This is a genomic window from Chitinophaga sp. GbtcB8 (assembly GCF_019091455.1).
In the GTDB taxonomy this organism is placed as follows: Bacteria; Bacteroidota; Bacteroidia; order Chitinophagales; family Chitinophagaceae; genus Chitinophaga.
Genome location: NZ_JAGXJN010000009.1, coordinates 114,607 through 137,983, shown reverse-complemented (window position 1 = coordinate 137,983; position 23,377 = coordinate 114,607). Strand labels below are relative to the sequence as shown.

The 23,377-nt window shown below is 47.8% G+C and carries 22 protein-coding genes; 9 read left to right on the top strand and 13 right to left on the bottom strand.

Annotated elements, in window-relative coordinates; genetic code table 11:
* Positions 1 to 41: 41 nt before the first annotated feature.
* Positions 42 to 533 carry an SRPBCC domain-containing protein gene (locus tag KVT36_RS11220; protein WP_217603582.1) on the bottom strand — a complete coding sequence of 164 codons (492 nt, stop codon included), beginning with the start codon at positions 531 to 533 and terminating at the stop codon, positions 42 to 44.
* Positions 534 to 673: 140 nt separating this feature from the next.
* Here KVT36_RS11220 and KVT36_RS11215 point away from each other — a divergent pair, with 140 nt between their 5' ends.
* Positions 674 to 1,654 carry a GlxA family transcriptional regulator gene (locus tag KVT36_RS11215; RefSeq protein ID WP_217603581.1) on the top strand — a complete coding sequence of 327 codons (981 nt, stop codon included), beginning with the start codon at positions 674 to 676 and terminating at the stop codon, positions 1,652 to 1,654.
* Here KVT36_RS11215 and KVT36_RS11210 read toward each other — a convergent pair.
* From KVT36_RS11210 to KVT36_RS11190, 5 genes are all read right to left on the bottom strand, one after another.
* Positions 1,651 to 2,031, bottom strand: a complete 381-nt coding sequence (locus KVT36_RS11210; RefSeq protein ID WP_217603580.1) for a DoxX family protein — start codon at positions 2,029 to 2,031, stop codon at positions 1,651 to 1,653. The two genes, KVT36_RS11215 and KVT36_RS11210, sit on opposite strands and share 4 nt — an antisense overlap.
* 53 nt (positions 2,032 to 2,084) lie before the next feature.
* Positions 2,085 to 3,053, bottom strand: a complete 969-nt coding sequence (locus tag KVT36_RS11205) for a zinc-binding alcohol dehydrogenase family protein (RefSeq protein WP_217603579.1) — start codon at positions 3,051 to 3,053, stop codon at positions 2,085 to 2,087.
* 78 nt (positions 3,054 to 3,131) lie between these two features.
* Positions 3,132 to 3,707, bottom strand: coding sequence for a Crp/Fnr family transcriptional regulator (locus KVT36_RS11200; protein WP_217603578.1), 576 nt, complete (start codon positions 3,705 to 3,707; stop codon positions 3,132 to 3,134).
* Between the two features lie 21 nt (positions 3,708 to 3,728).
* Complete coding sequence (locus tag KVT36_RS11195) at positions 3,729 to 5,450, bottom strand: ABC transporter ATP-binding protein (RefSeq protein WP_217603577.1); 1,722 nt, start codon at positions 5,448 to 5,450, stop codon at positions 3,729 to 3,731.
* A gap of 18 nt (positions 5,451 to 5,468) precedes the next feature.
* Entirely contained in the window at positions 5,469 to 7,217 is a 1,749-nt protein-coding gene (locus tag KVT36_RS11190; protein WP_217603576.1) for an ABC transporter ATP-binding protein, read from the bottom strand.
* A 145-nt stretch (positions 7,218 to 7,362) separates the two neighbouring features.
* Between KVT36_RS11190 and KVT36_RS11185 the strand changes: the two genes are divergently transcribed.
* Positions 7,363 to 8,370, top strand: coding sequence for an AraC family transcriptional regulator (locus tag KVT36_RS11185; protein WP_217603575.1), 1,008 nt, complete (start codon positions 7,363 to 7,365; stop codon positions 8,368 to 8,370).
* 2 nt (positions 8,371 to 8,372) lie between these two features.
* On the opposite strand, the gene KVT36_RS11180 is transcribed toward KVT36_RS11185, so the two are convergent.
* From KVT36_RS11180 to KVT36_RS11170, 3 genes are read right to left on the bottom strand one after another with little or no spacing between them, the layout of a single operon-like run.
* Entirely contained in the window at positions 8,373 to 8,777 is a 405-nt protein-coding gene (locus tag KVT36_RS11180; protein WP_217603574.1) for a GreA/GreB family elongation factor, read from the bottom strand.
* Positions 8,778 to 8,830: 53 nt separating this feature from the next.
* On the bottom strand, positions 8,831 to 9,259 hold the full coding sequence (locus KVT36_RS11175) for a hypothetical protein (RefSeq protein WP_217603573.1): 429 nt from the start codon (positions 9,257 to 9,259) through the stop codon (positions 8,831 to 8,833).
* Positions 9,216 to 9,479, bottom strand: a complete 264-nt coding sequence (locus KVT36_RS11170; RefSeq protein ID WP_217603572.1) for a hypothetical protein — start codon at positions 9,477 to 9,479, stop codon at positions 9,216 to 9,218. Before KVT36_RS11170 ends, KVT36_RS11175 begins: the two co-directional genes overlap by 44 nt.
* A 297-nt stretch (positions 9,480 to 9,776) precedes the next feature.
* Here KVT36_RS11170 and KVT36_RS11165 point away from each other — a divergent pair, with 297 nt between their 5' ends.
* From KVT36_RS11165 to bioA, 7 genes are all read left to right on the top strand, one after another.
* Positions 9,777 to 10,787, top strand: coding sequence for a hypothetical protein (locus tag KVT36_RS11165; protein ID WP_217603571.1), 1,011 nt, complete (start codon positions 9,777 to 9,779; stop codon positions 10,785 to 10,787).
* Positions 10,744 to 13,098: a PA2169 family four-helix-bundle protein gene (locus KVT36_RS11160; RefSeq protein ID WP_217603570.1), complete on the top strand. Its 2,355-nt coding sequence runs from the start codon at positions 10,744 to 10,746 to the stop codon at positions 13,096 to 13,098. The genes KVT36_RS11165 and KVT36_RS11160 overlap by 44 nt, the downstream gene beginning before the upstream one ends.
* Positions 13,099 to 13,131: 33 nt before the next feature.
* Complete coding sequence (locus KVT36_RS11155; RefSeq protein WP_217603569.1) at positions 13,132 to 13,809, top strand: response regulator transcription factor; 678 nt, start codon at positions 13,132 to 13,134, stop codon at positions 13,807 to 13,809.
* An 11-nt stretch (positions 13,810 to 13,820) separates the two neighbouring features.
* Entirely contained in the window at positions 13,821 to 15,125 is a 1,305-nt protein-coding gene (locus KVT36_RS11150; RefSeq protein ID WP_217603568.1) for a HAMP domain-containing sensor histidine kinase, read from the top strand.
* Positions 15,126 to 15,132: 7 nt separating this feature from the next.
* Positions 15,133 to 17,124, top strand: coding sequence for a TonB-dependent siderophore receptor (locus tag KVT36_RS11145; protein ID WP_217603567.1), 1,992 nt, complete (start codon positions 15,133 to 15,135; stop codon positions 17,122 to 17,124).
* A 281-nt stretch (positions 17,125 to 17,405) separates the two neighbouring features.
* Complete coding sequence (locus tag KVT36_RS11140) at positions 17,406 to 18,980, top strand: ATP-binding protein (protein ID WP_217603566.1); 1,575 nt, start codon at positions 17,406 to 17,408, stop codon at positions 18,978 to 18,980.
* A gap of 65 nt (positions 18,981 to 19,045) precedes the next feature.
* Positions 19,046 to 20,317, top strand: coding sequence for an adenosylmethionine--8-amino-7-oxononanoate transaminase (bioA, locus tag KVT36_RS11135; protein WP_217603565.1), 1,272 nt, complete (start codon positions 19,046 to 19,048; stop codon positions 20,315 to 20,317).
* A 99-nt stretch (positions 20,318 to 20,416) separates the two neighbouring features.
* Here bioA and KVT36_RS11130 read toward each other — a convergent pair whose 3' ends face one another.
* From KVT36_RS11130 to KVT36_RS11115, 4 genes are all read right to left on the bottom strand, one after another.
* Positions 20,417 to 20,914, bottom strand: a complete 498-nt coding sequence (locus KVT36_RS11130) for a DUF2911 domain-containing protein (protein WP_217603564.1) — start codon at positions 20,912 to 20,914, stop codon at positions 20,417 to 20,419.
* A gap of 106 nt (positions 20,915 to 21,020) precedes the next feature.
* A complete protein-coding gene (locus KVT36_RS11125; protein ID WP_217603563.1) occupies positions 21,021 to 21,560 on the bottom strand; it encodes an SRPBCC family protein in 540 nt (179 codons plus the stop codon).
* A 36-nt stretch (positions 21,561 to 21,596) separates the two neighbouring features.
* A complete protein-coding gene (locus tag KVT36_RS11120) occupies positions 21,597 to 22,127 on the bottom strand; it encodes an SRPBCC family protein (RefSeq protein ID WP_217603562.1) in 531 nt (176 codons plus the stop codon).
* 48 nt (positions 22,128 to 22,175) lie between these two features.
* Positions 22,176 to 23,243, bottom strand: a complete 1,068-nt coding sequence (locus tag KVT36_RS11115; RefSeq protein ID WP_254639950.1) for an ABC transporter permease — start codon at positions 23,241 to 23,243, stop codon at positions 22,176 to 22,178.
* Between the last annotated feature and the right edge of the window lie 134 nt (positions 23,244 to 23,377).

Sequence of the window (23,377 nt, the reverse complement as noted above, 5' to 3'; positions counted from 1 at the left end):
TTTTTTATTGATGGTTTTAAAATGGCGGCGAATGTGGTTTTTTATTGCTTCTGCAATTTCCATTTTTCCAGCAGCTCCGAATTAAACCCGCCTTCTTTAGGATTGGGTGTTCCTTTTCCTGTAACAATCAGGTTACGCAGGCTGTTGTTGATGTAATTGCTCCATGCATCAAAACAAATCTTGTAGCATTCATAGTCAGGTACTAAACCCAGGTGAGTGAACTGAAGCTGGGTTTTGCCATCCTTTTCCGTGATCTCAAAAATGATCTTTGTATCCCTCCACTCAGTTTTATCCTCCGTGAAATCAAAATAGTTGTCCAATACCAGCCATACTACCCTTTTATAAGGCACGACTTCTGTTAATTTCAGTTTTGTAACATGAACATCTTTAAAGTGATACAAAAACTCCTCATTGAGCTTTTCTGTATTGCCTTCAATTTCTTCAGACCACCAGCCACGGGGGTTGTTAACGGCGTTGAAGACTTCTTTGGGTGTTTGGTCTACCAGGAAGGTAGTGCTAAAGGATGTACTCATTGTCAGAATATATTTTGATGGTTAAAAACTTTACTTAGCAAAAGTATCGTCTAAATATTACATTCCGGGGGTGCCAAATGGAAATTCTGATGGGTTGATTTGGACAGTACAAGTTGTTACCTTTATAAAAAGGAATTGCAATGAAACACCTTACCATCATAGTACCCGAAGGAGAGAATAACCTGAGCAGCATAGTGGGCACCTACAAAATATTTACCCGGGCCAATGAGTACTGGAAGGCAAGCGGCAGGAGTGAATTATTTAAAATTGAATTAGCCGGCATTTCAGATGAGGTGGAGTTCTATGGAGGTCTGTTTGCCGTACGGCCACAAACTCATATTTCCAGTATTAAAAAAACCAATCTTATTGTTATCCCTTCCCTGAATCATAACTATCAGAAAGCAGTGAAGGGTAACCAGCTGCTGATTGACTGGGTAGCGAAACAATATAAAGAGGGCGCTGAAATAGCCAGCATATGCACCGGTGCATTTATGCTGGCTTCTTCAGGCCTGCTGGATGGAAGGGCCTGTTCTACGCATTGGGCGGCTGCGGATAATTTCAGAACCATGTTTCCCAAAGTGAATTTACAGCCGGATAAGCTCATCACAGATGAAAACGGGATCTATACAAATGGCGGCGCCTATTCCTTCCTGAACCTGGTGTTATACCTGGTAGAGAAGTATTTTGACAGGCAAACCGCCATTTTTTGTTCCAAAGTATTTCAGATTGAAATGGACCGCCAAAGCCAATCCGCATTTACCATCTTTACCGGTCAAAAGCTGCATGGCGATGAAATGGTGAAACAGGCCCAGGCATATCTTGAAAGTAACCTGCAGGAAAAAATATCCATTGAACAGCTATCTTCCAAATTTGCTGTTGGCAGGCGCAACTTTGACAGGCGGTTCATTAAAGCCACCGGGAATACGCCCATTGAATATTCGCAAAGAGTAAAAATTGAATCGGCCAAAAAAGCCTTTGAAACCAGCCGCAAAACAATTAATGAAGTAATGTATGAGGTGGGTTATTCTGACCTGAAGGCATTCCGCGAGGTATTCAGGAAAATAACCGGGATGTCGCCGCTGGAATACAGGATGAGGTATAATAAAGAAGCGGTGGTTTAAGCGTGCGCCGGCAGCACTGCTACCCTCCTCTTTTGCCAGCTTACATAAGAAACCGCCAGCACCGCTAAATATCCTAATGCGCCAAAGCTTTGTGCAAGCGGGTCACCAGAGGCTATATGCGCAATGGGCGCAGAAATAAAGATGATCACAAAACCAAAATAAGCCCATTCTTTTATTCTGCTGCTAATGGGCGCTAATAATGCAAGGGCCCCTAAAAACTTAGCCAATGCCACCTCTATCCTGAAATAATCCGGAAACCCTAAATGCCGGCAGATCACTTTTACTTCTTCCCTGGTCATATAATTGTATGCCGACAATATTATCATTCCGGCTACTATGCTGGTAGATACCCAGTAGGTAATTTTAGTTGTTTTCAAAGTCTTAAATTTATTGGTTATAAATAACCATGCTGCAATTAACAGCGCCACTATCATATAGTAACTACTAAGCGTTGTCCGCCGGGAATATCCAGGTCCCACAGGCTGGCAATGTCTTTTAAATCTACGCTAACCGTTTCAACCTTTAGCTTACCTGCTGCCGCCAGTTTAAACATCTCCGGCAATATTTTTTTAAGCAATTCCTGTACTTCAGGTTTTGTCCAGCTACCCAAACCAGAGCCGGTCAGCTGCAGGTCTACGCTTCGTAAATTCTCTGCGGATAATTGAATAAGGTCGCCTGCCATAGAGCCAATAGATACAAACCGCGTTTTATAGGTGAACATGCCCTGCCCCTTAAAAGCGGAGAGGATGAGCTCTGCGGTATGCCCCCATAAATAATCCAGGATAATGTCAATAGGCGTGCGGTTATGAATGGCTTTTATTTGTGCAACAAAGGCTTCATCCTCCTGTTCCAGCGTAATAATTTCATCTGCCCCCAATGCCAGCAGGGACTGTAAGGTCTGTTTATTCCTGCCCGTTACAATTATTCTTTTTGCGCCGTAATATTTTGCTACCTGTACCGCTATTTTCCCGGTAAAACCCGTAGCGCCGTTTATTAACACGGTTTCGCCCTTTTTCATGCATGCCCGGAAGCGAAGCCCCATAGCAGATCCAAACACCGCATTGGGCAGGGCCGCTGCAGTAACATCATCAATACCTGACGGTAAGGGCACCATGCGGTCTTTTTCAATCACGGCTTTCTCTGCTATCATACCGGTTGCGCCAACGGCATACACCCGGGTGCCGTTTTCCAGCACGCCTACTCCATCGCCGCCAATAATGGTTGCCTGCTCCGGATCATTTTGTACTGAATAATGCCTGCCGCTTGCCATTGATCTGTCAAGCTGTTTAATAGCGGCTGCTTTCATAAAGATTAACAGCTCATTTTTTTGGGCTACGGGTTCGGGAAAATCCACGTATTGCGGCATTCCGCCCCTTTGATACATAACTGCTGCTTTCATATTTGATAATTTTTATAATGCAAAGCTACCCGGCAATATACCGGCGGGCAATAACATTTGTTATCAAATACGGGGGCTTTACTTTTCTTTGGCCAGCTTACTTTTAATGCGGCTCAGGTGCACCGTGCTAACACCCAGGTAGGAAGCAATATAATGCTGGGGCACCCGCTGCACCACCTGTGGTTTTTCTTTTACCAGGTTCAGATAGCGTTGCTGTGGGGTATCTTTTATAAAGGAAAAGAACTGTTTCATGTAATCATAGGTGCGCTCAAATACGGTATCTATGATCATCTCCCGGAATACAGGCAGCTCACTTACCTCCGCAATGATCCGGTCTGCATCTTTTTTATGAATGTACCATAACACGCAGGGCTCAATGGTTTCAATGGTTACCGGGCTTGGGTATCCCTTCCTGAAACTTTCAATAGAAGAAACCATGTTATTTTCAAAGAAGAACTGGGTTGTAACATCCTTTCCATCGTTATTAAACCACACACGGATACACCCCTTTTCAATTAAGAACATATTCTTTGGAATATCGCCTTCCTTTAAAACCGCTGTTCTCGCAGAAACTTTCATGCGTTTAAAACAGCCGGTATAGTCGTTCCATTTATCATCGTCAAGCGGGAATTTATTTCTGAATTGCTCAAACATTATTAAATATACAAAAAGGTATTATACGCTCCACCCGCCGGCAAGCTGCTGAATGTCCCACAGGCGCCGGTATAAGCCGTCCCTGCGTATCAGCGCTTCATGGGTGCCGTACTGCAGCACCTGGCCGCTGTTAAGCACCAGTATGGCATTGGCCTTTTGGATGGTGGCCAGCTTGTGCGCAATTACCACAACGGTTTTTTCCTTTACCAGCTCCTGGATGGCCTGTTGAATGTATATTTCGTTTTCAGGGTCCAGGGAAGCGGTGGCCTCATCCAATAATATGATGGGGGCATTTTTCAATAAAGCCCTTGCAATGCTGATCCGCTGTTTCTGGCCGCCGGAAAGCCGGTTGCCCCCTTCTCCGGTGCGGGTTTGCAGCCCCTCCGGCATTTCAAAGCTAAAATCTAATACCATGGCTTTTTCAGCAGCCGCCAGTATCTCCTCCTCACTGGCATCCATACGGCCAAAACGGATGTTGTTATAAATAGTGTCGTCAAAGAGGTATACATCCTGGAAAACCTCGCTGATAAGCTCATAGATCGTATCCGGGCTCATTTCTTTCACATCAATGCCGCCTATCTTAACTGCGCCCGCATTTGCTTCCCAGAACCGCGCGATCAGCGAGGTAATGGTGGTTTTCCCTGAACCGGAAGGACCTACCAGCGCCAGCATACTTTTTTCAGGTAATGAAAAAGATACATCCTGCAATACCGGGTTTTGATCATCATAAGAAAAATGTACCTGCTCAAAACTAATGTCAAATTTTTCCGGAACCCGCTTACTGCCGGCTGTCTGTGCCGGCACAAACAGCAGCTCCAGCACCCTGCCCAGGCTTATGTTCATGTACCGTAATAATACATAGTCCATCATGATGATCTTCAAAGGTTCGTATAAGCGGTAACCCAGGATCAGAAAGGCGATCAGCGTGCTGCCGGAAAGGCCGCCCCCTGCCAGGCGCAGCATACCCAGGTAAACCATTGCCAAAAAGAACAGCTCAAAGAATATGGCAACGGTCAGCAAAAAAGGACCGGGAATGGCTTCTGTGCGTATGCTGGCTTTCCGGAAATCATTCAGCGCCTTTTCAAGGCTGGCAAAACGGCTGCCTGTTAACCCGTAAGACTTAATATGACGGATGCCCTGCACATATTCCAGGAACCTGGCGCCGGTTTCATTACGGGCCTGTATATGCTTTTTACCTTCCTTCACGATCAGCAGATCGGCCATCCGGATCATGCCCCAGCTTAAGGGTAATGCTGCCAGCAATATTAAAGCCATCCGCCAGTCCATCACCAGTAAGAACACCGAAAGAATGATGGTTGTAAATACAGCGCCCAGCAGGGCGCCAATGGTGTGGCCAAATATAATTTCAAAATTAGCCACATCCTGCAGGGCCACAGCGGCAATATCACCGGGATCGCGTTGTTTATAGGTACCCATGGAAAGCTTTTGCAGGTGCTGCCCCAATCTTATCCGCAGGTTAGTGGATAAGGTATAGGTCATCAGGTTGCTGGCTACTATATTCTTTGTTGCCAGGAACAATTGCAGCAGCAGCAATACGGTCATAATTATTACGTAGGTCCATAACCGTTGCAGGTCCGGCGCCGGGGAGAACAGCTCCTCTATGACCAGGAGCAAAAAGCCGGTGGGTATAGCTATCAGGATGCCTTGCAGCAGCTCCAGCAGCAGGCTTTTTCTTACGCGGTCCGGGGCTGCTTTAAAAGTATATAAGAGATTCTTTATCATTTTCTGCTTATTATCTGGTTAGCCGATGGCAAAATGTTTTGTGCGGGTGTGCGCTTCCCACATATTACGGTACAGGTCACAGGTGAGCAGCAGATCATCATGCTGGCCGCTGCCGGCAATGCTGCCGTTTTGCATTACAACAATCTGATCGCTGTTGGTAATGGTGCTGAGGCGGTGAGCTATGATCACCACTGTTTTGTTCCGGATAAGCCGGCCCAGCGCCTGCTGGATCAGCCATTCATTCTCCGGATCGCTAAAGGCCGTAGCCTCATCCAGTACAAGTATGGGTGCATTTTTAAGCATGGCCCTGGCCAGCTGTATCCGCTGCTGCTCCCCGCCGCTCAGGTGTATGCCATTGCTGCCCCATTTTGTATGATAACTCTTTGGCAGCCGGCTAATGAACTCATGACATTGTGCAGCCCTGGCAGCTGCAATTATTTCTTCCTCCGTTTTATCCATACCCATGCGGATGTTTTCATAAATGGTTTGCTCAAACATAAAGCTGTCCTGGAAAACAAAGGATACATGCGCCATCATTTCACTTACCGACACTTCCTTTATATCTGTGCCGCCAATGAAGATGTGCCCGCGCTGCACATCCCAGAAACGGGCTATCAGCTGGCCTATGGTTGACTTGCCGGAGCCCGAAGGGCCTACCAGCGCCGTGATCTTTCCCTGCGGTATCAGCAGGTTTATATGGTGCAGCACCTGCTGGCCTTCATCATAGCTGAAACATACATCCCGGAAACGGATGTTGTAATTTTTATTCAGCTTACCATTTCCCGGTACTTCCTGCTCCTGGCTGAAAAGGATCTCATCCAGCCGTTTTACCCCGTGGCTGATCACGGAGAGCTGTGATCCCAGGCTGCTCAGGGCAAGCAAAGGACGGATATATCCCACCCCCAGTATCAGGAACATAAAAAGCACGGGCAACCCGATCCCGTTCCGGGTATACAGATATAAACCAATGGCCAGCACAGGCAGCGTGGCATTGCTCATAAAGCTGATAAAAACGCCGAATGCCGGAGAGGTGCTTTTGATCCAGCTCATTACCATCTTCCTAAATCCATTCACTGCATTGCGGTAGCGGTCAAAGCTTTCTTCCGTTTGTCCAAATATTTTAACCACTGGCATGGCCCGTATAAATTCAACGGTTACTGCATTCATTTGCTCTAATGAGCGATGGTAGCCTGCAAGCAGGGCCACTCTTTTTTTGCTGAACATCATAGGGATCACAAATGCCAGCAGCACAATAGGGATAGCACTGGCCAGCGCCAGCCGCCAGTCCGTATAAAAAAGATAGCTGAGCGTAATGAAAGGCAGCATTACCGCCTTAATGAAATCCGGTATATTGTGTGCAATAAAATTTTCAATACGCTCTATATCATCCGCCAGTATTTTCTTCAGCGCACCAGAGTTATTCCGGTTAATAAAACCAAGGGGCAGCCTGCCCAGCTTATCGGCCATTTGCCGGCGCAGCTCATAGAGGATGTTGAAAGCAGCAATATGGGAAGCCATACCCGAAGCATAAAGCAAAACATAGGAAACAACGGCATAGATCACCGCCTGTAGCAGGTATCCCTGGATCAGCGGCAGCCGGATGGGCGGCGCCAGCAGCTCCCTGATAATGGCATAGATCAATATATAAGGTACCAGGGACAGCAGCGCATGCCCAAGGGCAAGGATGCCGGAAACCATCAGCATTCTTTTCCTGCTTCCGGCAATCTGTAACAGGCGGGCCACGCCTGATCTTTGTTTATTCTCCATGCTGGTATGTATTAAAGTTTACATGATCCTGTATGCAGCATCATGCTGGCTATAATTGATTAATTTTACAGCTGCAAAAGTGAGCTTTAATACGCCCCGCATTTTTATACAATCGGGAGTTTAATTGGTATAAAAGGGATTTTTTATGGCCATGATGATAAAAGACGGTAACAGTAACTGGTTTGCCATGCACGACATGGTTGATTTTGATGCTCTTACGGCCCGGCTGCCGCTGGTAACTGAAAAACGGGAAAAATTCAGCATGCCCTTTGGAGATATGGAAATGGTTCGCTTGTACCTGAACAATATTTACATTGTATATGGCGATATGCGCCTGCACCGGCAGCATTTACGGATGAAGGTTTTTGACATGCCGGATATGGTAGAGCTGCATTTTTCACTGCGTGGCACCGGCCTTATAGACAACTTTGTGGATGGCAGGAGATACAATTTCAGGCCCAATGAGCACAATATCTTCTATATGCCGGAACTGGATGTGGATGCCAGTTATTGTAATGATGAAACGTACCGGTTCTTTGAAGTGCATTTTACCTCCGCTCATTTTATTAGCCTGCTAGCCAACACGAATGAAAAAATGCAGCGCTTTATAGACCATGTGGTGAACGGACGGGGTGCAAATATGGCCCCTGGCGGGCTGCCTATTTCTTTTGCTATGCGGCAGTGCATACAGGATATTATGAGCTGCCCCTACACCGGCGGGCTGAAGCCGATCTTTTTGCAGGCCCGTTGCCTTGAACTGCTGATCCTGCAGGCAGAAGCATTTGCACAACAGGATACCGGTTATGAAAAAACAGTGCTTAAAACAGGGCGGGATAAAGACTCCATTGTGCATGCGTATGAATATCTTTTATCCCACCTGTCAGATCCGCCTTCACTGCAGCAATTAGCTTCCATTGCCGGCATTAATACATTCAAATTAAAAAAGGGTTTTAAAGAATTGTACGATAATACTGTGTTTGGCTGTTTGAACGAAGCCAGGCTGCAACAAGCCAGGGAACAATTACTGGACGGTGCTCAGATCAAACAGCTGGCCGAAGAGCTGGGCTATTCATCCGTGCAGCATTTCAGCGCTGCCTTCCGGAAGAAGTTTGGCGTTCCGCCAGGCAAGGCCCAGCGCCCCGGCCGCTGCTAAGGTTATGCATTAATTTGGTTTGATACTTCCAGGATTGTAAATGTTCTTCTTCCTGCAGGCACTTTCCAGCTCACTTTACTTCCCTTTCTATACCCGATGAGCGCCGTTCCGATAGGCGACATGATAGAAACCTTCTTTTGCTTTATGTCGGCCTTCTCAGGGATCACGATGGTGATCTTTAACACTTTATTTTCACGCTCCTCTTTAACGGTAACACTTGAGTTAAGCCTCACTACATCAGGAGGCATATCCTCATTATCCACCAGCTTAGCTTTTTTCAATTCGGCGCCCAGCTCCTCTGCATCCTGTTTGTTAAAAGTTGCCTGTACCAATCCATTTTTCAGGTTGGATAGGATCACTTCATAATCATACTTCGTCAGCATAAGCTGCTCTTTTAGCTTTTGCATAGATCATTCATTTTAGCGTTTACAATTACTTTTCCTATTCACCTAAAGCCGTATCAGGCGGTCTTTTCCAGGGGCACGCACATCTTAGTCAAAATAGTGCTCCAATAACGGGCCTTCTGCTCCAGCTCTGCAATCTCCCCAACGTAATTGCCAGGGTGTTTGTAAAACAAAACCTCAGCAGGCGGCTTCCCGTTCTTCAGCTCAAAATGCAGCACCATTTCTTCCAGGTAGTGATCCAGCTTCCTTTCCTTTAGCTCCCCGGTCCTGATAGCGCCGTACTGCTTTCTTACCGTACATCTTTTCACTTCATTCAGGTCTATCACAAAGGATTGGAAAGCCGTATCATTCAGCTGCTTTAATACGATCACCTTACGGTGTACACCGGCAAAACCGATGATACAATCCTTCAGTAATTCCTGGCCGGTAAATGAAACGTTATTATCTATCCCTAACTGGCGAAGCCGTTGAAATAATAGGTTCATCGCTTACATTTTTTTTGTTATTAATACGCACACCCTGCTGCTTATACAGCTGCTTACGAAAAGCAATAACATAAATGAGCATTAAGGGAAAGGTGATATAGGCAATGTTATACCATTTGGGATCTGATACCAATCCCTGTTCCAGTACAATTGCATTCAGCAAAAAGGCCATTGCAGCTACCGTTCTGCTTGCAGCAATCTTTTGTTGATTCCAGCGCATAGCAAGATCATTTAAATGATTAATTATTGGAATAATTAAATGCAGATAAACCCCAAGCCTTTGTGGGATCAATTAGGCTTGGGCAATAGTTTTAAAGGCCTTAAAGCTGGAGAAATAGTACAGGTGAAGACAAAAGGGTAGAAATTCGGGAAATGACCAGGTATAACAATCGCTCATATCGAGTATCACATACTCGATCGGGCGACTTTTAGCTATATGGTATCTATTACCTGTCATTTCTACAAACTTACGGAAAAAACAGATAGGAACAGCTTACTACGCTATCTTTGCCGGCAAATGCATAAACGCTGGCTTTTATACCTCTTTTGCTGCTGCCTGGCCTGCACCAAACCGCGCCCCATTACCCGCGCCTTTTATTTCTGGAAGCAGCGTTACCAGCCAGACAGCACTGAGCTAAATACACTCAATACCCTCCGCGTGCAAAGGCTTTACGTAAAAATGTTCGACGTAACCCTGGCCGCAGACAACCATACAGCCGTTCCCGTAGCCCGCCTGGACCAGCGCAGCCCCTTCCCTGCCGGTTTACAGGTAATACCTACCGTATTCATTGTAAACGATGTATGGAAACAGGTGAATGCAGATACCCTGGCCCGGCAGGTGGCGCAGCTGCTGGCACAAACCAGCCCGCAGCAGGCAGGGGAAGTGCAAATAGATTGCGACTGGACACGCAACAGCAGGAACGCCTATTTTGCATTCCTGCAATCCCTTCGCCGGCAACCCTTTATGCAGGGCAAACAGCTTTCCGTAACCATACGCCTGCACCAGGTAAAATTCCTGGCTACCAGCGGCGCACCACCGGCAGATAAGGGCCTGCTGATGTGTTATAACATGGGCAACCTGCGCCAATATGGCGGCCACAACTCCATTCTTAATATGAACGACCTGGAATCCTATGCCGGCGGTAAAAGGATAGCGCATTATCCGTTACCTTTAGACCTGGCTTTGCCATTGTTCAGGTGGAGCGTATTATTCCGTCACCGTTCCTATGCAGGCCTGCTCCGCAACCTGGAGGAAAATGATTTCAGCAACCATCGTATTTTTAGTAAAAATGGGGAACAATTATACACCGTGTTAAGGGATACCATCGTAAAAGGTTATCCCTTACATGCCGGCGAAGAAGTACGGTATGAAACCTGCCCGCCCGCACTGCTTTGGGACGCCGCCGGGTACCTGGCTAAACAACGGCAGGATTATAATCCCGTAGTTATATTTTATCACCTGGACGAAAACGAGCTTAATAAATATGCATTACCCGAACTGGAAAAAACTTATAGTATTCTTCGTTAGCCTGCTGGTCTGCTTCTTTGCAGAAACCATTTACGTGTTTTCCTGCGGCCCTGAGCCGGACCCCTATGATTATTACACCAATTTCTATAACCCGAACCTTGCCGCCGGCAAGGGCTTTGAGCCCTTCTACTATACTTCCCTGGCACAATATTATGGGGTGGATGAGCCGGAGCAAGCCGCCAACCTCCGCGAATGGAGCACCTTTTTTTCCGGTAAGAGCGCAAAGGTAACGGATAAGGACCTCCTGGAATTTATTTACACCTACTCCCGTCCGCAAATGACGGCGCTATATACCAGCATTGATAAAGGAACGCCGCTGCAGGCGCCGGACAGCGTAAGCAATAATACGCTTACCCGTTACTTCATCAGCAGTAAGGACAAGGAAACGCTGGGTTACCTCATGTTCGCTAAAAGATGCGAGGTATATACCAATATCACCGATGCGTGGAACCCGCCAACACCGGATTACGCCGCCATGATGCGCCTGGCCCGCAACAGCATACAGCTGTATAACGCCTGTAAAGATCCGTTCATTAAGGAAAGATTTGCCTACCAGGCCACCCGCATGGCGCATTTCAGCAAGTCATACGAAACAGCTATTCACTATTATGATTCACTGGCAGCGCCACTGCCATCCAATTCCCTTATTCACTATAAAGCGCTGGCATTAAAAGCAGGCGCTTTGCTGCGCACAGGCAAAAAAGCGGAAAGCGTATACCTGTTCTCCCGCGTGTTTGAAGCAGCGCCTTCCCAGCGCACCCTGGCCTACCTGAACACCGGCTGGGCTGAAGCTGATAAAAAAGCGGTGCTGAAATTATGTACCAGCAATACGGAGAAAGCCACTGTAGCTGCCATGTACGCAGCAAGGGCCGTAATCCTGAACCTGGACGGTCTGCGGGAAGTATACCGCTTTGATCCCACTGCATCCATACTGGATGTGCTTTTGGCCAGAGAAGTGAATAAGCTGGAAGATGGTTACCTGCAAAATGCCATTAACATTGACGCCAATAAGATTAACTACTGGTACACTGAGAACAGTCTTAAAGCAGATGCGGTAAAAGCTATGCAGCAGCTTACAGACAGCATTGCCGGCCAGGGTAAGGTAAAGGAGCCGGCCCTGTGGCAGATCACATCCGCCTACCTTTCCTTTATGACAAAAGACTATGCCGGCGCCCATACCCGCCTGGCAGCCGCAAAACCCAACATACAACGGGCCGACCTGCAGGATCAATGGGAAATTGTACAGCTGCTGGTGAACATTAATGAACAGCCCCGCATAGATAAAGCTTATGAAAGCAAGCTGCTGGCTTCTTTCAAATGGCTGGACTCCAAGCTGCCCAAAGGAAAAGAAAACAGCTCCTATTGGGATTATCCGGATGACAATAGCTGGGTGAACGCTTCCTTTTACACCCGCATGTACCGCAACCTGCTGGATTATATTATTGCGCCGCGTTATGCCCGGCAGCAGGATACCGTGCGCCTGTCCCTCATCCTCACAAAAAGGGATGAGGTAGATCCTACCTATTTCCGCTGGAACGGCACAAGCGGAAAGGATTTTATTGCAGATAGTATGTCCACTACACAGCTGCTTTCCTTATCCGGCCTGTATAAAAGCAAAAACAAAACGCCTTTTGAAAAATATCTCTGTGATCAGCTGCCCCTTACAGAACAGCAGCTTGGAGAGGTTATTGCTATCAACTACGTACGCCAGCACGATTTCCCCAATGCCGTTACCTGGTTCAAACGCAGCGGCAGCACCCGCCGTTCAGAGCTGGTGTTTGAGGAACAACTGCAGGATTTCGGGTATGAGGAGCAGGACTCCATCCGCCATGGCATTAGCCAGCTGGAATATGCTACCCGCATGGTGGAGCTGGAAAAAAAGATGCAGGCTGCAAAGGTAGCGCCGGAAGTGTATTTTGAATATGCAACAGGGCTGTTCAGCATTTCCTATTACGGCCATTCCTACCAGTTCTCTGTAAGCTACCGCCCCAGCACCTGGTGGTATGAGCCGGCACATGAAACATCACCCTTCCTGCGTGAATACTTTGGTTGTTACCGCGCAGAGGAATATTATAAAAAAGCAGCTGATGCGGCCACTGACCCGGAATTTAAAGCCAAAGCCTTATACATGGCAGCGCGCTGCGCGCAAAAACATGCGCAGTTAAGCGGCAAAGAGGAATGGTGGTACCCGGCTACGTATAAAAATCCGTATTTTCCAACCCTGGTAAAGGAGTACCGGCATACCGCCTTTTATGAAAGCATTGCAGCGGAATGCACATACCTGCAGGATTTTGTGAAAAAGCAGCCATAAAAAACATTCGTTCACCTAATCTGTTATCCATTCATGAAAGTTTTGGTCATAGAAGATGAACCGGCCCTGCAAACGGCCATCCGCCAGTACCTGGAGCAGCAGGGATATATCTGTGAAACCGCGCCTGACTTTCCCCAGGCCATGGCAAAGGTGAATGATTACGATTACGACTGCATTGTGGCCGACATAGGCCTGCCCAAAGGCAATGGCCTGGATATTATCAAAGAATTAAAAGCGCTGGAATCAGAAGCAGGTATTATTATCATTTCCGCCAAAGATTCTTTGGAGGATAAGCTCAGTGGCCTGGACCTGGGCGCCGATGATTACCTGACCAAACCCTTTCACCTGTCAGAGCTGAATGCCCGTATCAATGCCATTTTGCGGCGTAAACATTTTGATGGCAACACCAATATCCATTTCAATGAGATCCGCATAGCGCCAGGCTCCAAAGCGGTTTTTGTAAAGGATACTCCCCTTACGCTTACCAGCAAAGAGTACCAGCTGCTGTTATACTTCATTGCCAACCAGCGCAGGGTGGTTACCAAAACTGCGCTGGCCGGCCACCTCTGGGGCGATGCCTATGACCAGGCAGGCTCCTACGATTTCATTTACTCACATATCAAGAACCTGCGCCGCAAGCTGCTGGAAGCCGGCGGTGAGGATTATATTAAAACCATTTATGGTACCGGCTACCGCTGGTCTGATCAATAAACCGGGGCTGTATGAGACCGATGAAGTTACTTACGCAAACCACCATTTATTTCCTGCTGCTGGTATTACCGCTGCTCACCATCAGCACCTTTTACCTCTTTTCCCAGTTCAATAAAGAGATCGGGCATGAAATAGATGAAGAGCTGCTGAACGATCAGATCCAGTGGCTGCGTTATATGGACACCGTAAGCGTTCACAGCCCGGTGTTCCGGCTCTCCACCCCGGAGTTCAGCCTGCAGCCCGTAACACAGCCCGCGCAGGCAAAACCTGTTCTGGAAAGCGTAATGCTATACCAGGATATAGAAGGAAAAAAAACACCTTACCGACAGCTTACACAGGTATTAAGCATCCACAATAATTCTTACCTGTTAACCATCCGCAAATCATTAATAGAACGGGATGATCTTATAAAGAACATCTTCATTGTAATGCTGATCGTGTTTGGCGGCCTGCTGGTTTTCATACTGCTGCTGAACAGGATGCTGAGCAAGCGCCTGTGGCGGCCCTTTTACCAGTCGCTGGAAAAATTGCATGGCATTGAGCTCAAGAAGATGGAAAGCGTCAGCTTCAGCCCTTCCTCCATCAAGGAATTTAACCAGCTGCATACCGCACTAACGGCCATGATAACACGCATACATGCAGATTACCAAAGCATTAAAGAGCTAACGGAAGATGCAGCCCATGAAATGCAAACACCCCTGGCCATTGCAGAAAGTAAGCTGGAGCTGCTGCTGCAGGATGAAACCCTCAGCGATGCACAGCTGCATGCCATTGCCCAAAGCAGCGAAGCCCTGGAACGCCTGGCCCGCCTGAACCACTCCCTGCTGCTGCTGGCTAAAATAGAGAACCACCAGTACGATACCTCCCAGCCGGAAAGCCTGCAGCACGTTACCAAACAATACCTGGGCCTGCTGGATGAGCTGATAAAAGATAAAAAGCTTACACTGGAAACACAGCTTACCCACGATACCTCCTGGCAAATGCCCGCAGCGCTGGCAGATATGCTGATCAGCAACCTGGTAGGTAATGCTATCCGTTATAATTATACCGGCGGTAAAATAAAGCTGCAGCTGGATGATCAGCAGTTCACCATCAGCAACACCAGCAGCTGGCCGGCCATTCCGCAACAGCAGCTTTTTCAGCGTTTTAAAAAAGGCGGCGCTGTGCTGGACAGCTCCAACGGCCTGGGGCTGGCCATTGTAAAAAAGATCTGCGATACCTATAATCTCCCGATCAGCTATTACTTTGAAAATGGTGTGCATACATTCACCATCTCCAGATTCTCTACAAATTCCAAACCTTCCTTTGCAGCATAGGAATACTATGCAACAACTGTTATACACTATAGTCTTCCTGTGCAGCGTTTTTGCAGCACAGGCGCAGATCATTGCAAAAGACAGCGCTACCAGACAAGCCCCGGCTGACACTGTTCCCGGTTCGCCGAAACCGCAGGTCAGGAACATAGCGGAGGTAGTGATTAGCTCCACCCGTACCAACAGCCGCCTGGAAGACCTGCCCATGAAAGTGGAGGTGCTGGGGCAGGAAGATATGCAGGAAGAAAGCGGCATTAAACCCGGAAATGTGGCCAGCATCCTGGGCGACCTGTCGGTGATCCATATCCAGAACACCTCTGCCGTAAATGGTAATAACGCCATCCGTATGCAGGGGCTGGATGGTAAGTACACCCAGCTGCTGCGTGATGGTATGCCCGTATATGAAGGCCTGAGCGGCAACTTTGGCGTGCTGGCCATTCCCCCGCTGGACCTGAAGCAGATCGAGATCATTAAAGGTTCCATATCCACCCTTTATGGCGGTGGCGCCATTGCAGGCATGATCAACTTTATTGCCAAAACACCGGGTTATGAGCCGGAGCTGAATGTATTGCTGAACCGCAGCACCCTCAAAGAAAATAATGTAAACACCTATTACGCGCAACGCTGGAAAAAAACCGGCCTTACCCTTTTTGCCGGCGCCACCGTACAAAATGAAAGTGATGTTAATAAAGACGGGTTTAGCGATGTGCCCCGCTTACGGCAGTACACGCTGCATCCCCGCTTTTTTTATTATATAGATCCTAATACCACGCTGGTAGCAGGTTATACCGGCACCATTGAAAAACGCGCCGGTGGCGATATGCAGGTACTGGCACATGGTATGGATAGCCTGCACCGATATACAGAAACCAATAACAGCCACCGGCACAGCATAGACCTTCAATTTACCCGCAAGCAATTAGGCGGCGGCACCCTTACCGCCAAAGGAGTGAACAGCTATTATCACCTGGATAATACTGAAGGCACATTTGCCTTGCGCGGTAACCAGGGCAACCTGTATGCAGAGGTAGCCTATAACAAAAAGAGCGGGCGGCATAACTGGGTGCTGGGCCTGAATGATACCGGCGAAAAATATAAACGGGCCGGTGGCGACAGCAGCCTTATTAATAACTACACCTACAACACTACCGGCCTGTTTGCACAGGATGGTTTTAATATCACCAGGCAGCTAATGATGGAAGCAGGCCTGCGCATAGACTATCATAACGTGTACGGCTGGTATGTGCTGCCGCGTTTAGCCGTTGTGTACAGGCCCATAGATGCCCTGTCAATACGCCTGAGCGGCGGCACTGGTTATAAAACACCAGCCATTTTTACCAGCCAGACGCAGAACATTGCCTACCGTGACCTGCTGCCGCTTACCACCGGCATGCAGTCAGAAAAAAGCCGGGGACTTAATGTAGACGCAAGTTACCAGACCTCACTAGGCCCGGTGGAAATAACCATAGACCAGGCATTGTATTATACCTACATCAAACATCCCATTATGCCCGTTGCGCAGGCAGAAGGTAAAATATTACTGCAAAACCAGCCCTATGAATGCAGGAGCCTGGGCACTGATACGTATATACGTTTTAGTTATGACAACATAGAGCTGTATGTAGGTTACAACCATACTACCTCCAAATACTCAGATCCGGCCCATACCTTTGTGCCCTTTGCCCCGCGGGATAAATTTGCAAGCACCCTGGCTTATGAGATCCCGGATAAATGGCGCTTTGGTATTGAGAGCGCCTGGATAGGCCATCAATACCTGTATAATAACCAGCTGGCGCCCAACTACTGGTTCTGGGCCGCCATGATCTCCCGCCAGTTTGGCGATCACTTTACGGTAGTGCTGAATGGGGAAAATATTTTTGATGCCCGCCAGGGTAAGCGGGAGGCCTTATACACCGGCAGTATTACGCAGCCGCAGTTCCTGCCGTTATGGGGGCCTATTGACGGCCGTACCATTAATTTCTCTGTTAAATATACCCTGTAAAAGGTTTCATCATTATCTTCATTTCCGCCAATGCAGGTACAGCGGCACGCCCGGTATGGGGTTTGCAACAGGCACACTTATTTCAGAGATCAAACTTAAACCGCAGCAAGCTAATTGAGCAGGCCCCTGTCAGAAACAATCCTTTCCCAAAGGATTGCATTTTTCCTGATATAATTTACTAATTTTAGCCCCTGATTGATAAACCAGTAACCAGTAGAGCAGTACAAACACCGAGAGGGCCACTCGTTGTTATTCAGTTTACCCCCCTTAAATTTATTAGAATGTCCGATCAAGCACACCAGCGAGGCAGCATGACTATACCGCAGGAACAGGATACCACAGAACATTGGCAAACCAATGATGTAGAAGCCTTATTAACCTGTTTGGACGATATTGTATTTGAATTAAATGAACAGCGCATATTCAAACAGGTTTGGTGTAAAGATGAATCCCTGCTGTACCTTCCCAAAGACCAGATCATTGGCCGCCATATGAACGATGTGCTGGGCCCGCAGAGTGAAATGTTTGCGGTTTTGATTGACACACTGTTTGCTACCGGTGTTTCCCAGGAAATAGAATATGAAGATCAGCGCCCCGATGTAGATAACTGGTACCGGCTGCGGGTTAATCTCATTAAAGGCGGCGCAGCGGGCAGCGGCCGGCGTATTATGGCCGTGATCAAGGATATTACCCAATATAAGCTCACCCACCTTGAGCTGATCCATGCAAAGGAGCAGGCAGAAAAAGCAGCGCGGGAACGCGGCGAGTTCCTTTCAGTAATGAGCCATGAGATCCGTACCCCCCTCAATGGTATTATTGGTATTGCCAACCTGCTGGAAGAAACGCCGCAGCATGGTAACCTGGTACGCAGCCTGAAATACTCCGCAGATCATTTGCTGACGCTGATCAACGATATACTTGACCTTTCCAAGATAGAAGCCGGGAAAGTGGAGCTGGAAAATGTTCCCTTTGATCTTAAAAGCCTGCTCAGGGATCTTGAGAACAATTATCAGCCCCTGGCCCAATCCAAAAAGGTACGCCTGCACATGGTCATAGATCCGCTCCTGCCGCCCAGCCTTTGCGGCGACCCGTTCCGGCTAACGCAGATCCTCAATAATCTTATTAACAACGCCATTAAGTTCACACACGAAGGCAGCATTTTTATAGAAGTAAAGCTGTTAAGCCAAACAGCGGCAAAAGCCACGGTGAGCTTTTCTGTAAAAGATACCGGCATCGGTATTCAAAAGGATATGCATAACCGTATCTTTGAAAGCTTTGTACAGGCGCAAAGCGATACTACCCGCCAGCATGGCGGCACGGGGCTGGGGCTGCCCATTACCAAAAGCCTGGTAGAGCTGTATAACAGCAGCATAACCATTGACAGTGAACCCGGTCTCGGCACTACTTTCCGGTTTGATATTATCTTTGACCAGCTGCCCGCTGTTACACGCACCAGCATAGTATATAATGAAAAACAATTGTGGGACTGGCTTAAAAATAAAAAGCTGCTGGTTGTAGAGGACAATACCATTAATGCAATGGTGATCGTGTACCAGCTGCAAAGAACAGGCGCAGCAACCCTTACTGCCGTTAATGGCCGTGAGGCCGTGGAAATGATGCAGCAGCAACACTTTGACGGCGTACTGCTGGACCTGCACATGCCGGAAATGGATGGGTATGATACCATTCCCCATATCCGCCAGCTGCAACCGCATGCCTTTATTATTGCCCTTACTGCTGATGTTATACCTAATGTAACAGACAAGCTAAACAGCCTGCAGGTACATTCCATCCTGCATAAACCTTATGATCCATCTGCCTTATACCGCACGCTGGCCAAACTGGCCGGCTTATAGATGCTTTATTTCTCCCCCTCCCACCTTATCTTTGCCCTCTTATTAATCATTAATTATTAATTACAATGACGTGGAGTGAACGCGATCAGCAGGTGATCTGGCATCCGTATACACAAATGCAAACAGCGCCTGCGCCCATTGGTATTATACGCGGAGAAGGCGCCTCTTTATTTGATGAAGCAGGCAACAGCTACCTGGATGCTACCTCCAGCTGGTGGGTAAATATACACGGGCATGCACACCCGTACATTGCGCAAAAGCTGGCCACACAGGCCATGCAGCTGCAGCATTGCATATTTGCAGGTTATACCCACCCTGCTGCCGTGGAGCTGGCGGAAAGATTGTTACCCGTATTACCCGGCCGGCAAAGCAGGGTATTTTATTCTGATAATGGTTCTACCGCTATAGAAGTGGCGCTGAAAATGGCCTTGCAATACTGGGAAAACAAAGGTTTCCGCAAGCAAAAGATCCTGGCATTCCACCATGCTTACCATGGCGATACTTTTGGCGCTATGAGCGTGAGCAGCCGCAGCGTATTTACCGCTCCTTTTGACGACCTGTTATTTGAGGTGCATTTTATAGATACCCCCACATCCGATAATCTTCCGCAGCTGAAAGCCGCCATTGAAAGCCTGGGGCCGGAGAGCATTGCAGCTTTTATATTTGAGCCCCTGTTACAGGGCGCCGGCGGTATGCTTATGTATGAAGCCGAAGCGCTGGATCAGCTGCTGTTATACTGCAAACAGCAGCAGATCTTACTGATAGCCGATGAAATACTGACCGGTTTTGGCAGAACCGGAAAGAACTTTGCCATGGAAAACGTAACCACCACGCCGGACATCATCTGCCTTTCCAAAGGCTTAACCGGTGGCGCCCTGGCGCTGGGTGTTACTACCTGCACGGCTGTTATATACGATGCTTTCTTATCAGAAAGCAAGCTGAAAACCCTTTTCCACGGGCATTCCTTTACGGCGAATGCACTGGCCTGCACGGTGGCGCTTGCCAGCCTGGACCTGTTCCTGCAGCCGGAATGTGCGCAACAACGGGAGCGTATACACGCACAGCATCAGCAGTTCCTGCAGCGTTTGGCCGCAGTAGGAACGGTAAAGCATACACGATTACTGGGAACTGTTTTAGCTTTTGAAATAATCACCCCCGGGCAGGATGTTTATACCAACCAGCTGGCAGATGAGCTGCACCGCTTTTTCCGCGCAAAACGGATCATGCTGCGGCCTTTGGGCAATACCCTTTATATTTTACCGCCGTATTGTATTACAAATGAAGAGCTGGGAAGAGTGTATGAGAGTATACTGGAGTTTGTGGGAACAATGGGTTGATGTGCAGATATGTAAATGTGCACATATGCAAATGTGTAAAGAAAATCAGCTACTTCGCTTCAATTCATTTGCACATCTGCATATCCGCACATCAGCACATTAAGATTTCACCGGTACTTCTACCTTCGTCTTATCCCATTCTAATACCAGCTTGTTAGCCGGCAGGGTAATGGTTAGCTTTTCTACCGGGGCACTGAGTGTAGTAACTGGTACCGTTACGTGCAGTACGTCGTTTCCTTTGATCTCCTCGTATTTATACGCGCCCCATTGTTTCAGTGAGCTGTTCAGGATGAATGTCCATTCTTTTTCGCCGGGAATGGTGAACAGGGTGTAAGTACCAGCCTTTACAGGTTTGCCGCCAAAGCTGGCATTTTTTGCAAAAGTAATTTCAGTAGCTTCATTAGCGCCGGTGCGCCATACTTTGCCATAAGGTTCCAGTTGACCAAAGATCACGCGGCCTCTCTTAGAGGGTTGGCCGTAGCTGACCTTTACATTTTTACCTTCCGCAGTAACACGGGGGCTTTTGGGTGCATCCTGGGAAAATGCCACGCTGCTGGTGGTAGCAAGGATGGCCAGGAATAAAAAGATCTGTTTCATATAGATTATTGATTTTAATGGCTTAAAAACCGTGCAGGAAATTACAGCTATTCAATAGATATGGAGATACCATTCATCCCTTTTTTGAATCTCTCCATCTTAATTATTACTTCATTTTCTCACACCTCGCCTTCAATTCCGTCAGCCCCTGCTCTACCTGCGGGCCCATTAAACGGTCGGCCATAAAACCGCGGAGCTTCCACCAGGGTTTCCAGCCCAGCTTTGTTTCCATATACCAGTGTATAACAGTACCGGTGCCTTCTTTGGAGGGTTTTATTTCCAATCCGCCCATCATAGGCCGCATATCTTTGAATAACATGTTATAATAAACACCTTTATCAGGCTCACTGCGCAAAACGGTTAGTTTGCCGGAAGCGGCGTCATTGGCGCTGGTCCAGCTGTACCAGGCATTTTTTCCTTGTGAAGGGTTGGAGAATTGCAGCGTATTCACTGCTTCTAATTTGGTCCAGGGGTTCCATTCCTGCCAGGTTTTAAGCTCGTTGATCTGGCTGTATACTACGGCTACCGGGGCATCAATTACACCGGAGCGCTCTACCACTGCCTTGGAAGGGAATAACAGCGAAAGCAGGAAGATAAACACTGCAAAGGTAAAGACACTGATTATTAATAGTTTGATAAAACGCATGTACGAAGTTACACACAAAAAGCTAAAGGCAGAAAGCTAAAAGCTACTTACCTTAGCCAGCTGTTGCAGGCCCCGTTCAAAATCGCGGCCTACCCACTTATCCATCATCAGGCCAAGGAATTTACGGGCGGGGTTCTGCCCAACCGTCATTTCCATACCCCAGGTAACGCGGGTGCGCTCCCCTGCCGGCTCAAAACGGAAATAACCTTTGCTGCTGCCCTGTTCCATAAAATTGATAGAAGTAGCTATAAATTCATACGGGCGTGATTCTGTGATCAGTAAGCTGCCACGGCCCACATTACGCTTTTTACTTTCCCAGCTGTAACCCGCGCCGGCGCCGCTTTCCTTTTCACCATATACAATTTTCATCTCAGGATCCAGCTGGTGCCAGGGCGACCAATGCTCCCAGTTACGCAGGGTATCCACCTCGCGGAATACCACGTCGGGCCGTGCGATCATCACCAGGGATCGTTCAATTTTTAAACGGGCAGGCAGGTAAAGGGAAAATACAAAGAGGCCCAGGATAAGAGCAGCCAAAGCACCCAGAATGATGTACAGGACTTGCATGTATCCAATTTAAGAAAAAAAAGGCAGAAAAGGTGGAGTTGTTAACGGCTACTCCCACTTAAACACTTTAATGGTAACCGCGTAAATAATAACACCCCACAAGGTAAGCACACCCAGCTCTGTACCTACGTTCCATAAGTGCTGACCCTCAAAGGCTACCTTACGGAAAGCATCATTCAGATAGGTAAGCGGCAGCGCGCGGCATACCGGCTGCAGCCAGCTTGGCAACGCATCTATTGAAAAAAATGTGCCTGCCAGCAGGAACTGCGGCATACTGATCACATTGGCAATAGGCGGTATAGTGCTCTCATTACGGGCTACGCTGCTTACCAGGAAACCAAATCCCATAAACACCACCAGCCCGAATAAAGACAGGAACAGCATTTCCACGAAAGTAACCGCCCCATGTACCAGCGTAAAACCAAATGCAAAATGTCCCAGGCCAATGATCACAATAGCGCCCAAAAGCTGGAACAGCAGGCGGGATAGTGTTTCGCCCATTATAATGTAAGCCCGTTTAACCGGGGTAGCAAAAAAGCGTTTCAATACCAGTGTTTGCCGTAAGCTGAAGAACAGAAAAGCAGTACCAAACACCGCCGCGCTCAGCAAAGAAAAGCCAAGCATGCCGGGTAAAATAAAATCAATGGTCTTATAAGCGCGGCCCGGCACTACAGCACTGTCTATATGCGCTACAGAAGGCCGTTTATAGAACCGGTCATCAATGCGGTTAATTACATCCGTTAATATAGACTGGAATACCTGGATCTTATCTATACCCGCGGTGGAAGAACGCACCTTTACCTCGTACGCCGGGTTAGCAGCCGGCCCGGTATTTTGGGTGATGTGCACAATAGCCGTTATCCGGCCTTTGATCATATCATCTTCCATTTCTGCGGCCGGCTCGTTGATCAGCTTTATGCTTTTTACAGCAGCCAGGCCTTTGTAAATATAGCTGGCCGTATCAGTGCCCGCCGCTACGCCCACCTTTACAGTTACCACGCTGTTCCCGATAAAACCAAATACCAGGATGAACGCCAGGGGAAACCCAATGGTGAAAGCTACCGTGGAAGGACTGCGGAGAATAGCCCGTAAGCTGGCTTTTGTAATTGCCATCATGGCCTTCCATTGACTGTACTGCACTGCCATAAATAAGAAACTGCTTTGAAAAATTTGGTAAAACTAAGATTGTTTTGCCCATTTCCATAAAAAATCCCGGAACACTGCCCGGGATTTAATTATATTTTAAGATG